Here is a 12515-nt window from a genome sequence, read left to right on the forward strand (position 1 = left end):
CCTCCTTCAGGCTGTTGACCTCTCAAGGACGCGCGGCGTCCGGCGGATCCGACACGGCGCGCGACGATTCCTGCGCCAGCCGGTCAAGGTGCTGGCGGATGTGGTTGGCCTCGGCGGCGGTGTTGGCGAGCGCGATCGCCTGGTCGAAGCAGGTCCTAGCCTCGCGTTCGCGACCGAGCTGCAGCAGCAGCGCGCCGCGCGCGCCGTGGAAGTGGAAGTAGCCGTCGAGCCGCTCGGCCAGGGGCTCGATCAGCTCCAGCGCCGCGGTCGGTCCCGCGACCTTGGCGAGGGCCGCGGCGCGGTTGAGGGTGATCACCGGCGACGGTTGGATGATCTCCAGCGTCGCGTAGAGCCGCTCGATCCCGCGCCAGTCGGTGTCCTCGAACCGATCCGCCCGGGCGTGCAGGGCGGCGATGGCGGCCTGGACCTGATAGGCGCCCGGCGCGTGGTGGCGGATGGCCTTGTCGATCAGGGCGAGGCCCTCGGCGATCAGCTTACCGTCCCAGCGGCTGCGGTCCTGGTCCTCCAGCAACACGATCTGGCCGTCGGCGTCGAAGCGGGCCGGGCTGCGCGCATGCTGCAGCAGCATCAGCGCCGTCAGCCCCATGATCTCCGGCTCGGTCGCGAAAAGCCGCAGCAGCAGGCGCGCCAGCCGGATCGCCTCGTCGCAGAACTGGGCGCGGGCCTCGCCGTCGCCGGCGGAATAGCCCTCGTTGAACGCCAGGTAGAGCATGGCCGCCACCGCGCCGAGCCGCTCGGAGCGCTCGACGGGCCCCGGCGCCTCGAACGGCACCTCGGCCTTGGCGATGCGGGCCTTGGCGCGGGTGATCCTCTGCTCCATGGCCGCTTCGCTCACCAGGAAGGCGCGGGCGATCTGCTTCACCGAAAGGCCCGAGACGATGCGCAGGGCGAGCGCGATCTGCTGGGTCGCCGGCAGCTCCGGGTGGCCGCAGACGAACAGCAGGCGCAAGACGTCGTCGCGGTAGTGCGAGCCGTCCAGCCGCTCGGCGAGCGGCGTCTCGACGTCGTCCAGGTCCGAGAGGGCCGCCTCGTCCGGCAGGGCGGCCTCCCGGGACCGCTTGCGCACGCCGTCGAGGGCGGCGTTGCGGCCGACCAGGATCAACCAGGCGGCCGCGTCGCGCGGCGGGCCGTTGCGCGGCCAGCTCTTCAGGGCGCGCAGCGAGGCCTCCTGGAAGGCCTCCTCCGCCTGGTCGAGGTCGCGGAAATAGCGCAGCAGGGCGCCGACGGCCTGGGGCCGCGCGCCGATCAGCGCGGCGTTGATCCAGGCCAGGTCGGTCATGCGGACGCCGTCCCGCGCTCGTCGCCGAAATACAGGCCGACGGGGCGGATCTCATAGGTGCTGGTGGGATTGGCCTCGCCGAGCTCGCGGGTCACGGCGAGCGCTTCCTCGAGGTTCTCGACATCGAGGATATAGAAGCCGAGCAGCTGCTCCTTGGTCTCGGCGTAGGGCCCGTCGATCACCAAAGGCTCGCCATTGGTCTTGCGCACCGAGGTGGCCGAGGTGGTGGGCAGCAGCCGCAGCGAGGGCCCGAGCTTGCCTTCGCGGATCAGCCTCTCCTGGACGACGCGGATTTTCGCCATGACGGCGGCGTCCTCTTCCTGTGTCCAGGAATAGACCATGTCTTCGTCGTTGTAGCAGAGCAGGGCGTAGAGCATGCGCAGACCTCGTGTGCGTTCGAAGGACGCCCGAGTATGCGACGGCCCGACATGGCGGGCAAAAATAGTTGGAGATCTACAGATGATCCCCCTTTTTCGTCATCCCGGCCGGAGCGAAGCGGAGAGCCGGGACCCAGGGGGTTCTGCAGGGCGGCGGTCCTGGGTCCCGGATCTGCGGCGCTGCGCGCCTTGTCCGGGATGACGGGTCACCGCGTCGGGATCGGGGTCTCGCCGCGGTAGTCGTAGAAGCCGCGGCCGGCCTTGCGGCCGAGCCAGCCGGCCTCGACGTACTTCACCAGCAGCGGGCAGGGACGGTACTTGGAATCCGCCAGGCCTTCGTAGAGCACGTTCATGATCGCCAGCACGGTATCCAGCCCAATGAAGTCTCCCAGTTCAAGAGGCCCCATCGGATGGTTGGCGCCCAGCCGCATGGCGTTGTCGATCGCCTCGACCGTGCCGACGCCCTCGTAGAGGGTGTAGATGGCCTCGTTGATCATCGGCACCAGGATGCGGTTGACGATGAAGGCGGGGAAGTCCTCGGCGTTGGCCGTGGTCTTGCCCAGCGATTTGGCGAAGTTGACGGCGATCTCATATGTGGCCGCGTCCGTGGCGATGCCGCGGATAATCTCCACGAGCTTCATGACAGGCACCGGGTTCATGAAATGCAGGCCAATGAATTTCTCGGGCCGGTCGGTGGTCGAGGCCAACCGGGTGATCGAGATCGATGAGGTGTTGGACGCCAGCAGCGTCTTGGGGCCGAGGTGCGGGGTCAGGGCCTTGAAGATGGTCTTCTTGACGCTCTCGTCCTCGGTCGCGGCCTCGATCGCGAGGTCGGACTTGCCGATCGCCTGGAGCTCTTCGGCGGCCTTCAGGTGCTTCAGGCCGGCGTCCATCTCGTCCTGGCGGATGATGCCGCGGGCGACCTGACGGGTCATGTTGCGTTCGATGTTCTGCAGGCCGGCCTCGATCCGGTCGTGGCTGACGTCGTGCAGCAGCACGTCATAGCCGGCCAGAGCACAGACGTGAGCGATGCCCGCTCCCATTTGACCGGCGCCGATAATGCCGACCGTCTTGATGCCAACCATGCCCAGGTCCTAATCACAGAAGCGGACGACCGACCGCTTACCTCGCAGCTGACTTTCTAACACCCGATCCACATCGGTGGAAAAGTCTTTTGCTGCGCCGCAGCGTAGAGCGTGGCCGCGGATTCTCGCCCTGCTTGTGTCTACCGGGGGGCAACAATTTGGAAGTGCATGTTGCAGCGCACGCGCCGCTCTGGCTCAGCCGGCGAGCGCCTCCAGGCGCAAAACCTCCGCCAGCGCGTGCGGCCGCGTGTTCATCACCTGGTGCCCGGCGTCGATGCGGACCCGGCGTTCGGCCTTGAGGCGCGTGGCGAAGGTCTCCTGCCAGGGGACCGGAAGGCTGCCGTCGCGCAGGCAGACGACATAGCTGGCCGGGACCGCGTCCAGGTGGTCGTAGCGCCAGTTCGAGGCGCTGTAGGTCAGGGCAGGCCACATGTCGTGGCCGAGCTTGCCCAGGAAGGCCTCGGTCTGGGCCGGGTCCATGTCGTTGCAGAACATCAGCGGATAGCGCTCGGCGACGCTGTGGGTCTTCGGATCGACGGGCCAGCCCACTTCGTCGGGATTTTCGCCGTGGAGGCTCGCGCCCATCATGCTCAGCGTGGTCCGGCCCGCTGGGGGCGCCGAACAGGTCACGTAGACGATGCGGCGGAAGAGGCTGGGGCGCTGCTCGACCATGAACGGCAGCACCATGCCGGCCTGCGAGTGGCCGACCAGGACGACGTCGCCAAGGCCGGCGGCCTCGATGTCGGCGATCAGCTCGGCGGCGATCGCCTCATTGTCGATCCCGTCGGTGGCGCGGCCGCGCTTGCGGCCGCAGCCTGGGGCGTCGAGGGCCAGCGCCCGGCCAAAGCCGCCGCCGGTCTGGGCGTCCAGCGCCGCGATCGTCTCGTCCCACACCCAGCCGCCCTGGCCGCCGCCGTGCAGGAAGGCGTAGTCGACAGGCTGGCTCATGCTTGCTCCCCAATGTTTGAGCAGCATGGAAGCCGATCAAACCCGGCGCGCATAACGAAAAACGCCCGCGCGGCGGGACCGCGCGGGCGTTCTGGCCAGCTTTGGCGATTTCGGCCGGATCAGCCCAGAGCGGTCATCAGTTCCGGCACGGCGGTCTTGTAGTCGGCCACCAGGCCGTAGTCGGCGACCTGGAAGATCGGGGCGTCCGGATCCTTGTTGATCGCGACGATCACCTTGGAGTCCTTCATGCCGGCCAGATGCTGGATCGCGCCGGAGATGCCGATGGCGACGTAGAGCTCGGGGGCCACGACCTTGCCGGTCTGGCCGACCTGGTAGTCGTTCGGCGCATAGCCGGCGTCGACCGCGGCGCGGCTGGCGCCGACCGCTGCGCCGAGCTTGTCGGCGAGCGGCTCGATGACCTTCTGGAACTCTTCGGCTGAACCCAGGGCGCGACCGCCGGAGACGACGATCTTGGCGCCGGCGAGTTCGGGACGGGCCGACTTCACCAGCTGTTGGTCGACAAAACGGATCTTGGCCGGAGCGGCCGGGGCCGCCACGCTTTCGACCGCCGCCGAGCCGCCTTCCGCCGCCGCCTTGAAGGCGGTCGGGCGCACGGTGATCACCTTCTTGGCGTCCGACGACTGCACCGTCTCCAGCGCATTGCCGGCGTAGATCGGGTGCACGAAGGTCGAGCCGTCGATGACCTCGATGACGTCGGAGATCTGCGCCACGTCGAGCTTGGCGGCGATCCGCGGCGACAGGTTCTTGCCCTGCGAGGTCGCCGGCGTCAGCACGGCGTCGTAAGACCCCATCAGCGGGACGACGAGGTCCTGGAAGGCTTCGGCTAGGCCCTGGCCCAGCTCCACGCTCTCGGCCAGCAGCACCTTGCGGACGCCGGCGATCTTGGCCGCGGCGTCGGCCACGGCCTTGGCGTTCTGGCCGGCGACCAACACGTCGATGTCGCCCGAGATGCCCTGGGCGGCGGTCACGGTCTTGTGCGTGCTGTCCTTCAGCGACGCGCCGTCGTGATCGGCGATGACGAGAACGGCCATTAGAGGACCCCCGCTTCGTTCTTCAGCTTCGAGACCAGATCGGCGGCGCTCTCGACCTTGATGCCGCCGGCGCGTTTCGGCGGCTCGGTGACCTTGAGCACCTTCAGGCGCGGGGCCGTGTCGGCGCCGAGCGAAGCCAGCTCCTTCACGTCGAGCGGCTTCTTCTTGGCCTTCATGATGTTGGGCAGGCTCGCGTAGCGCGGCTCATTGAGGCGCAGGTCGACGGTGATCACCGCCGGCAGGTCGACTTCGAGCGTCTGCAGCCCGCCGTCGACTTCCCGCGTCACCTTGGCCTTGCCGCCGGCGATCTCGATTTGCGAGGCGAAGGTCGCCTGCGGCCAGTCGAGCAGGGCCGCCAGCATCTGGCCGACCGCGTTGTTGTCGCCGTCGATCGCCTGCTTGCCGACGATCACCGCCTCGGGGTTTTCCTCGGCGATGACGGCCTTCAGCACCTTGGCGACCGCGAGCGGCTCCAGGTCCTGATCACCGGCGTTCACCAGGATGGCGCGGTCGGCGCCCATGGCCAGCGCCGTGCGCAGGGTTTCCTGCGCCTGGGTCGGGCCCACGGAGATCGCGACGATCTCGGTGACGACGCCCTTCTCCTTCAGGCGGACCGCTTCTTCGACGGAAATTTCGTCAAAGGGGTTCATCGACATCTTCACGTTGGCGAGGTCGATACCGGACTGATCGGGCTTCACCCGCGCCTTCACGTTGTAGTCAATCACCCGCTTGACCGGGACCAACACCTTCATGGTCGACTAGGCCTCGTAAATTGCATGGCGGAAATTGGATCGCAGGGGCAATAGCGGTTCCGGCGGGCATTGCAAGCCGTGCGACATGACGGGCGCCGCAATTCCGCCGGAGCGGTAAGGCTGGCTCCCAGCGAAACGCGATACTAAGTACCCCTCCATGAACCCGACGCTCGAGCGGCTCAAGCTCATCTTTCTCGCCATCTTCGCGGTGCTCACCGTGGCCATGATGATCTGGCAGGTCGGCTGGATCTGGCCGCGGCAGAGCTGCGAAAAGGATCACAAGTGGTGGGACGACTCCCAGCGGGCCTGCGCCCAGCCGGTGCTGATCTCCGACATCACCGGCCGCGTGATCGCCGATCCGCAGGCCCGCGCCGAGGCGCTGAAGGCGCTGGGCAAGGAGAAGTAGGCGCTGAACGCCCCCTCAGTCGCTTCGCGACAGCTCCCCCGTTTCACGGTGGAGCATCTACGGCCCAGATCCTCCGCCGCGCAGCGGAGGAGGTGGCTCGCGTAGCGAGACGGAGGGGGCGTTTGTCGCCTTACCGCGTCGCGCCCGCCTGCCAGAAGACCTCCGTCGCGCCGCGGTCGTTGGCGTAGCGGGCGGCGACGAACAGCAGGTCCGAGAGGCGGTTCAGGTAGCGCAGGGCGGGCGGGCTGACCGGCGCGCCGGCTTCCACCAGCCGCACCGCGTCGCGCTCGGCCCGTCGGCAGACCGTGCGGGCCAGGTGCAAGGCGGCGGCAGCCGCCGTCCCGCCCGGCAGGATGAAGGTCGTCAGCTCCGGCAGCTGTCCGTTCATCGCATCGATCTCGCCTTCCAGCCGCGCGACCTGGCTTTCCAGGATGCGCAGGGCCTGGCCTTCGGCCTCGTCCGGCTTGGGCGGGGTGGCGAGGTCTGCGCCCAGGTCGAACAGCTCGTTCTGGATTCTGCCCAAAAGAGTGTCGAAGGCGTCGTCGCCGGCGGTGTGCAGCCGCGCCATTCCGACGCAGGCGTTGGTCTCGTCGACCGCGCCATAGGCCGCGACCCGCATGTCCGACTTGCTGACGCTCTCGCCGGTCGCCAGGCGCGTGCGGCCGGCGTCGCCGGTGCGGGTGTAGATGCGGTTGAGGGTGACCATCGGTCTGGTGTCCTGGTTCCAAAGTCCGCCAGCCCGCAGAGATTCCGAGCGACTGTCGGGATCGACAAGGCTGCTGGCAAAACCTTGATTTTAAAGTTCTTGCTGCACTGAAGTTCGACCGGCGGGCTGCAAGCCTGGGGGCTAGTGCCTTGTCCGCCACCAGACCGCGCCCACTAGGATCGCGATCGCGACCGCCTGGGTCACGACCCGCAGCCGCATGAGCTTGTTCGAATACGACCGGCCGAAATCTCCGCCGCGATAGAGGGCGAAAATCCCGAATGCGAGCACGATTGACACTGCAACAAGCGCAGCGGGGATCAGGAAGCTGAAAATGTCCATGGAACCCAATTTAGGGCTTCGCACGGTTGCGGGCCACTACGGATCGACGGTATTCGGCCGAGAGCTCAACGCTCGCTGAGCATGTTCAGCGACTTTGTTGCGCGAATGCTGTTGGGCCACCATATGGGCTGGGCAGCGGGTTTGCGGAGCGACGGAATAGTGACGCCGCCGCGTGAACATGCTCGACGAGACCTTCCGCCTCCGAGCGGCTGGCTGTCACGCCTCCGGGACTGACCGAGGTGTGAGAATCGGCCAAGCCGACGCCGGTTGTGAGGGTTGGAGTGAGTGTCGTGCGTAGTGATCAAGACGAGCGCGGATCCCGTGCTCTTGAAGGTTCAGAAATTATGAAACACGTTTCCCCTACTGAGGTGACCAGCGAAGCCCGCGTCAAAGGCCCGACGCGCCGCGCGCTCGCCAAGCAGCAGACCCGCAACAAGGTGATCGCCGCCGCCCGCAAGCTGTTCAGCGAGAACGGCTATGAAGGCGCCACCATCCGCGACATCGCCGCGGCCGCCGGCATGTCGACCGGCGCCGTCTTCGCCAACTTCAGCGACAAGTCCGACCTGTTCCGCGAGATCATGTTCTCGGACATCTCCAAGCTGGTCGCCGACATGCGCGAAGCCGCCGAGCGCGGCCGCGGGATCGAAGACGTGCTGCTGAAGATCTTCTCCACGGGCTACGCCTTCTATCGGACCCAGATGCCGTTGGCGCGCGCCGCCTTCAGCGTCTCCTGGGCGCCGCAGGAGGGCGAGCTGTTCCGCAAGATCGCGCCGCTCGGCGAGACCCAGCAGCTGATCCTCGAGCAACTGACCCTCGCCGTGGAGCGCGGCGAGCTCGGCCAGGAGGCCGAGGTCAAGCTGCGCGCGCAGATGCTCTACGAAGCCTATCTGGCCAACTATCCGCAGGCGATCTTCGAGGGCTGGAGCCTGGAAGCGCTGCAGGCGCGGTCGCGCGACCAGATCCGGATCCTGCTCGCCGGCGCCCGCCGGGGCTAGTCTTGAGCGGGGCGAGCCTTCGCCAGACTCAAAAGGCGGCGACACGCCAACGCGTGCTCGCCGCCGCCCGCGATCTGTTCGCCGCCCAAGGCTACGAAGCCGCCACCGTCCGCCAGATCGCCCAGCGCGCCGGGGTTTCGGTCGGCAGCGTCTTCACCACCTTCGCCTCGAAGGGCCAGATCCTCAGCGAGGTGATGCAGGAGCGGCTGGACGCCCTCTACGCCGAGCTCGACCGGGTGATCCCGCACCTGCGCGGCTCGACCGTCGACCGGCTGCGGTCGATCTTCGCCATCCATTTCGCCTTCGAGATCCGCCATGTTCAGCTGTTCCTGGCGCACATCGCGGCGGCCTATGACTGGACGCTGCCCGCCGGCGCCCTGCCGTTCGGCCGGAACCTGCGGCTGCAGGGGCTGATCCAGGACTGCCTGGCCCAAGGCATATCGAAAGGGGACGTCGATGCCGGCGCCAACCTCCAGGGAGGGGTGGACCTCTTGATGGCCGCCTATGCCTGGACCTATCGCCTCGCCGCCTGGGAGCAGGCCAGCGCCGAGGCGATGACTGCGGTGATGGACCAGCAGATCGGCATGATCGCCGCGGGCTTGCGGCCGCGCTGAACGCCCCCTCCCAGCGCTACGGCGCCTTCGGGCTTTCCCCGGTCCACTCCCAGTGCCAGGGCTCGAACGGATAGTTCACGAAGCCGAAGCGGTCGGCGTTGGCCAGCAGCCAGCGGTAGGCCGGACTTTCGGCCAGATAGAGCCGGTTCGCGTCGGCGCTGGAGTCCGCCGAGAAGCCCGGGGCGTGGCCCAGATAGAGATCCATCGCCAAGCCCGTGCGGTGCGGCGAGCAGGTCGCCCGTTCGCGGCCGTTGCAGTTGTTCTGGGTCGCGCAGCGGGCGGCGTCATAGGCCGGACTGCGGTAGGCGGAGAAGATCCTCAGCAACTCCGGGTCGGCGGCGATCCGGGGCTCCTCGGCCCGGGCGGTCGCGACCATCCGACGGTAGGCGGCGAAGGCCGCGGGGCGCAGCAGGATGGGCTTGTCGCCGAACCCTTCGTCCGGCCGGCCGGCGGTGAGGTCGGTCTCCTCGGCGGGCGCGGCGCAGACGCCTTGGGCGGAGAGCAGCACGAAGGGCCGGCGGCCCTGCAGCACGCCTTTCATGCGGATGAAGGTGAATTCGCTGAGCAGGCCGCTGGGCTGAAATCCCTGCCGCGCCTGCCAGTCGGCGAGGGCGCGGGCGAAGCCGGTGGAATAGGGCGGGCAATCGACGCCGATCTCGCGGGCGATCATCGGGGCGTAGATGCGCCAGCCGACCTCGTTACGGCCGAACGGCGCCCAGTAGAGACCGCCGAGCGAGCTTTCGTTGACCCGGGCCGCTTCCTCCCAGCCCGGCGCCTCGCAGTCGCGCGAGAGGATCCTGGGCGGCGGCGGGATCTCCGCGGCGACCTGAGGCGGCGGAGGCCTCGGCGTCGGCGCGCAGCCGGTCACCTGAAGCGCGACGAGCGCAAGCAGGGCCGCGGCTATCACATATGCGCCGAACGCCCCCCCAGTCAGCTTCGCTGACAGCTCCCTCGCTGCGCGGTGGAGCATCTTCGGTCCAGATCCTCCACCGCGCAGCGGGGGAGGTGGATCGCCGAAGGCGAGACGGAGGGGGCGTCGCGATCTCGCGGGCAACCCTAGCTCCGCCACCGCAGCGTAGCCGGCTCCACCGGATTGACGAAGGGCCGGCCCTCGTTGCGGCTGGCGGTCCATTCGCGCTTCAGCTGCTGGTACCACTTGGCCTGGCGGTCGGCGTCATCGACCCACAGCAGGGCGGGGTCGTACTTTAGCCCCTGGTTCTGCAGGTTCACCATCTCCCCGTCCTGGCGCAGGAAGGCGCGGGCTCCGGCGGCGATGAGCGGCTTCAGCAGCGCGAAGGCCGGGTGGTCGGACCAGATGATCTGGGTGATCCGGGTCTTGGTCGCGTGGACCGGCGTCAGGCAGGTCAACGACAGCACCTGGCGTTTTCCGACCGTCACATGCTCCCAGCGCAGGCCCGGCAGGCGGAAGCTGATTTCGGTCAGCGGCTCGCCGCCCAGCACGGCGTAGGCGCGGGAATTCTTCGACGGCTCGTGGCGCACCATCGAGAAGCCGGCGTCGCGCGGTTCGAACCGCTTGGCCTTCTCGTGCTGGCTCTTGGCCGAGCGCCACCACCATTGCTGGTGCACGTAGGGGCCGTGGGCGGGATCCATCAAGCCCACGACCGCGTGGTCGATGTGGCTGTCGAACGCCATCCGGTCGACCAGCTTGGGCGCGCCTCCGACGACGCCGGGGAAGGTGGGCGCAGGCTCCGTGGGCTCGGCCTCGCGACGCGCCTCGCTGGCCATCCAGACGAAGACCAGCCCCTGGCTCTCGGCGACCTGATAGCGCCGCACGCGGATGCGGCCGACGTCCATCGTCTGGTCGTCGACCAGGCTGGGAATGGCGGTGCAGCCGCCGTCCGCGCCGAAGCGCCAGCCGTGGTAGGGGCATTCGACGCTCTGGGCGCCGCCGGCCTCAGTGGTGAAGCGGCCGGCGGAGAGAGGCGCTGCGCGGTGCGGGCAGATGTCCTTGAGCGCGAAGACCTGGCCCGCGGGCGACCGGCCCAGCATCACCGGCTCGCCGAGGATCTCATAGCGGGCGAGCTTGCCCGCCTTCAGCTCGCTGGACAGGGCGGCGAAATACCAGATGTCGGTCAGGAAGCCCTGGCCGAACCGGGTGTCGCTGCGGCTGGTCTTGGCGTCGCCCTCGGCCATGTCCGGGTTCTAGCCGTCGTGGGGCTGCGCCGGAAGAGGCGCGGGACGTCGCAAGCGCCGAACGCCCCCTCAGTCAGCTTCGCTGACAGCTCCCCCGCAAGCGGTGGAGCATCTACGGCCCAGATCCTCCACCGCGCAGCGGGGGAGGTGGCTCGCGTAGCGAGACGGAGGGGGCGTCTACGGCCTCAGCGCGACAAACGCCGCCGCCCAGGGGGCCAAACCCAGCGACCCGCCGCGCAGGTCGGCGTCGGCGGCGCGCAGGGGATGCAGGGCGCCGCCCTCGACCGCCGGGAGCTCGACGAAGCGCGGCTCGGCGCTCAGGTTGAAGACGCAGGCGACCGCCTCGTCGCCATCGCGGCGGATGAAGGCCAGCACCGGACCCTGGGCGTCCAGGAACTCGAGCTCGCCGAGCGTCAGCGCCGGCGAGGCCTTGCGCAGGGCGATCATCTGCCGGGCGAAGGCGAGGTTGGAGTCCGGATCGGCCTCCTGGTCGACGACGGTCAGGCCGCGGTGCTCGGCCGCCGCGGGCAGCCAGGGCTCGCCGTCGCTGAACCCCAGGTTCGGCCGCTCCCCGTCCCAGGGCATGGGCGTGCGGGCCCCGTCGCGCCCGCCCTCATAGGGCCAGTAGAGGTCGCCGACCGGGTCGCGCAGCTGGTGGCGGGCGAGCCTGGCCTGCGGCAGCCCCAGCTCCTCGCCCTGATAGATCAGGGTCGTGCCGCGCAGGCTGAGCAGCAGGGCGAACATCAGCCTGGCGAGGTCGTGCGACGCCGCCGCGCCGCCAAACCGGCTGACCGTGCGCGGCACGTCGTGGTTGGAGAAGGAGATGGTCGGCCAGTGCGCCGGGAACCGCGCCAGGGTCTCGTAGTGCGCGCGCACGAAGGCCGGCGTCAGCTGGTTCTGCAGCAGCAGGACGAAGGTGTAGGCCGAGTGCAGGCCGTCGTCGGGGGAGAGGTAGGCGCCGCAGCGCTCCTCCTCTTCGGAGAACTCGCCGAAGACGAAGCGCTCGCCGTGCGCCTCGACACGCCGGCGAACCCGGTCCATCAGCGCCTGGTTTTCCGCCAGGTTGGAGTCGTGGAGGTGGCGCTGCAGATTGCCCGCGTGGCCCCAGTCGGCGGACGTCCGCTCGTCCATCGGGACAGCCGGATTGTCGGCGAGGGCGTCGTCGTGGAGGTAGGCGTTTGCCACGTCCAGGCGGAAGCCGTCGACGCCCTTGGCCAGCCAGTGGTCGAGCACCGACAGCGCGGCCTCCTGGGCCGCCGGGGCGCGCCAGTTCAGCTTCGGCTGCTGGCGCAGGAACTTGTGGTGGTAGTGCTGGCGGCGCTTGGGCTGGTAGGCCCATGCCGGTCCCCCGAACACCGAGAGCCAGTTGTTGGGCGCGGTCCCGTCCGCCTTGGGGTCGGACCAGACATACCAGTCGGCCTTGGGTCCGTTCGGTCCGCCGGTCAGACTTTCGACGAACCAGGGGTGCTCGTCGGAGGTGTGGGCCAGGACCTGGTCCAGCAGCACCTTCAGGCCGCGCTCGTGGGCGGCGGCCAGCAGGCGTTCGAAGTCTTCTAGGGTCCCGTAGTCGGCCTGGACGCCCTGGAAGTCGGCGACGTCATAGCCCCAGTCGCGGTTCGGCGAGGGGTGGATCGGCGACAGCCAGATCCCGTCGACGCCGAGCCCCTGGATGTAGTCGAGCTTGGCCAGGACGCCTGGAAGGTCGCCCTGGCCGTCGCCGTCGCTGTCGAAAAAGCTGCGGACGTAGATGTGGTAGAGGACGGCCCCCCGCCACCACGGCCGCATCT

Annotated in this window: 14 protein-coding genes; 3 read left to right on the forward strand and 11 right to left on the reverse strand. The window is 68.7% G+C overall.

What is annotated here, in order from left to right; translation table 11 throughout:
* Positions 1-22 precede the first annotated feature (22 nt).
* The 6 genes from ACSQ2B_RS19345 to ACSQ2B_RS19370 all read right to left on the reverse strand — a co-directional run bounded on the left by ACSQ2B_RS19345 (position 23) and on the right by ACSQ2B_RS19370 (position 5514).
* A complete protein-coding gene (locus tag ACSQ2B_RS19345) occupies positions 23-1300 on the reverse strand; it encodes an RNA polymerase sigma factor (protein ID WP_436052329.1) in 1278 nt (425 codons plus the stop codon).
* A complete protein-coding gene (locus ACSQ2B_RS19350; protein WP_436052331.1) occupies positions 1297-1677 on the reverse strand; it encodes a YciI family protein in 381 nt (126 codons plus the stop codon). Before ACSQ2B_RS19350 ends, ACSQ2B_RS19345 begins: the two co-directional genes overlap by 4 nt.
* Before the next feature lie 206 nt (positions 1678-1883).
* Positions 1884-2762 (reverse strand): 3-hydroxybutyryl-CoA dehydrogenase, encoded by an 879-nt coding sequence (locus tag ACSQ2B_RS19355; RefSeq protein WP_436052333.1) that lies wholly within the window; start codon positions 2760-2762, stop codon positions 1884-1886.
* A gap of 195 nt (positions 2763-2957) precedes the next feature.
* Complete coding sequence (locus tag ACSQ2B_RS19360; protein WP_436052334.1) at positions 2958-3710, reverse strand: alpha/beta fold hydrolase; 753 nt, start codon at positions 3708-3710, stop codon at positions 2958-2960.
* 119 nt (positions 3711-3829) lie between these two features.
* Positions 3830-4762: an electron transfer flavoprotein subunit alpha/FixB family protein gene (locus ACSQ2B_RS19365; protein WP_436052335.1), complete on the reverse strand. Its 933-nt coding sequence runs from the start codon at positions 4760-4762 to the stop codon at positions 3830-3832.
* The gene (locus ACSQ2B_RS19370; protein WP_436052336.1) at positions 4762-5514 is read right to left on the reverse strand and encodes an electron transfer flavoprotein subunit beta/FixA family protein; all 753 of its coding nucleotides are present in this window, start codon (positions 5512-5514) and stop codon (positions 4762-4764) included. Before ACSQ2B_RS19370 ends, ACSQ2B_RS19365 begins: the two co-directional genes overlap by 1 nt.
* Positions 5515-5671: 157 nt before the next feature.
* Here ACSQ2B_RS19370 and ACSQ2B_RS19375 point away from each other — a divergent pair, with 157 nt between their 5' ends.
* On the forward strand, positions 5672-5920 hold the full coding sequence (locus tag ACSQ2B_RS19375) for a hypothetical protein (RefSeq protein ID WP_436052337.1): 249 nt from the start codon (positions 5672-5674) through the stop codon (positions 5918-5920).
* A 130-nt stretch (positions 5921-6050) separates the two neighbouring features.
* Here ACSQ2B_RS19375 and ACSQ2B_RS19380 read toward each other — a convergent pair whose 3' ends face one another.
* Together ACSQ2B_RS19380 and ACSQ2B_RS19385 are read right to left on the reverse strand one after the other, a co-directional pair.
* Entirely contained in the window at positions 6051-6626 is a 576-nt protein-coding gene (locus tag ACSQ2B_RS19380; protein ID WP_436052338.1) for a cob(I)yrinic acid a,c-diamide adenosyltransferase, read from the reverse strand.
* Between the two features lie 141 nt (positions 6627-6767).
* Complete coding sequence (locus ACSQ2B_RS19385) at positions 6768-6965, reverse strand: twin transmembrane helix small protein (RefSeq protein ID WP_436052339.1); 198 nt, start codon at positions 6963-6965, stop codon at positions 6768-6770.
* A gap of 344 nt (positions 6966-7309) precedes the next feature.
* Between ACSQ2B_RS19385 and ACSQ2B_RS19390 the strand changes: the two genes are divergently transcribed.
* Both ACSQ2B_RS19390 and ACSQ2B_RS19395 read left to right on the forward strand, forming a co-directional pair.
* Positions 7310-7960: a TetR/AcrR family transcriptional regulator gene (locus ACSQ2B_RS19390; protein WP_436052341.1), complete on the forward strand. Its 651-nt coding sequence runs from the start codon at positions 7310-7312 to the stop codon at positions 7958-7960.
* A gap of 53 nt (positions 7961-8013) precedes the next feature.
* The gene (locus tag ACSQ2B_RS19395) at positions 8014-8574 is read left to right on the forward strand and encodes a TetR/AcrR family transcriptional regulator (RefSeq protein WP_436052343.1); all 561 of its coding nucleotides are present in this window, start codon (positions 8014-8016) and stop codon (positions 8572-8574) included.
* 16 nt (positions 8575-8590) lie between these two features.
* Here ACSQ2B_RS19395 and ACSQ2B_RS19400 read toward each other — a convergent pair whose 3' ends face one another.
* From ACSQ2B_RS19400 to ACSQ2B_RS19410, 3 genes are all read right to left on the reverse strand, one after another.
* Positions 8591-9481, reverse strand: a complete 891-nt coding sequence (locus ACSQ2B_RS19400) for a D-alanyl-D-alanine carboxypeptidase family protein (RefSeq protein ID WP_436052344.1) — start codon at positions 9479-9481, stop codon at positions 8591-8593.
* 149 nt (positions 9482-9630) lie between these two features.
* The gene (locus ACSQ2B_RS19405; protein WP_436052346.1) at positions 9631-10728 is read right to left on the reverse strand and encodes an aromatic ring-hydroxylating oxygenase subunit alpha; all 1098 of its coding nucleotides are present in this window, start codon (positions 10726-10728) and stop codon (positions 9631-9633) included.
* A 177-nt stretch (positions 10729-10905) separates the two neighbouring features.
* The gene (locus ACSQ2B_RS19410) at positions 10906-12513 is read right to left on the reverse strand and encodes an alpha-glucosidase family protein (RefSeq protein ID WP_436052348.1); all 1608 of its coding nucleotides are present in this window, start codon (positions 12511-12513) and stop codon (positions 10906-10908) included.
* Between the last annotated feature and the right edge of the window lie 2 nt (positions 12514-12515).

The sequence above is a fragment of the Phenylobacterium sp. LjRoot225 genome (genome assembly GCF_964252855.1).
In the GTDB taxonomy this organism is placed as follows: Bacteria; Pseudomonadota; Alphaproteobacteria; order Caulobacterales; family Caulobacteraceae; genus Phenylobacterium.

Coding starts and splice junctions, on each gene's coding strand:
- ACSQ2B_RS19405 (WP_436052346.1), bottom strand. CDS start 10,728: ATGGCCGAGGGCGACGCCAAGACCAGCCGCAGCGACACCCGGTTCGGC.
- ACSQ2B_RS19345 (WP_436052329.1), bottom strand. CDS start 1,300: ATGACCGACCTGGCCTGGATCAACGCCGCGCTGATCGGCGCGCGGCCC.
- ACSQ2B_RS19355 (WP_436052333.1), bottom strand. CDS start 2,762: ATGGTTGGCATCAAGACGGTCGGCATTATCGGCGCCGGTCAAATGGGA.
- ACSQ2B_RS19380 (WP_436052338.1), bottom strand. CDS start 6,626: ATGGTCACCCTCAACCGCATCTACACCCGCACCGGCGACGCCGGCCGC.
- ACSQ2B_RS19390 (WP_436052341.1), top strand. CDS start 7,310: ATGAAACACGTTTCCCCTACTGAGGTGACCAGCGAAGCCCGCGTCAAA.
- ACSQ2B_RS19375 (WP_436052337.1), top strand. CDS start 5,672: ATGAACCCGACGCTCGAGCGGCTCAAGCTCATCTTTCTCGCCATCTTC.
- ACSQ2B_RS19365 (WP_436052335.1), bottom strand. CDS start 4,762: ATGGCCGTTCTCGTCATCGCCGATCACGACGGCGCGTCGCTGAAGGAC.
- ACSQ2B_RS19385 (WP_436052339.1), bottom strand. CDS start 6,965: ATGGACATTTTCAGCTTCCTGATCCCCGCTGCGCTTGTTGCAGTGTCA.
- ACSQ2B_RS19410 (WP_436052348.1), bottom strand. CDS start 12,513: ATGCGGCCGTGGTGGCGGGGGGCCGTCCTCTACCACATCTACGTCCGC.
- ACSQ2B_RS19370 (WP_436052336.1), bottom strand. CDS start 5,514: ATGAAGGTGTTGGTCCCGGTCAAGCGGGTGATTGACTACAACGTGAAG.
- ACSQ2B_RS19360 (WP_436052334.1), bottom strand. CDS start 3,710: ATGAGCCAGCCTGTCGACTACGCCTTCCTGCACGGCGGCGGCCAGGGC.
- ACSQ2B_RS19350 (WP_436052331.1), bottom strand. CDS start 1,677: ATGCTCTACGCCCTGCTCTGCTACAACGACGAAGACATGGTCTATTCC.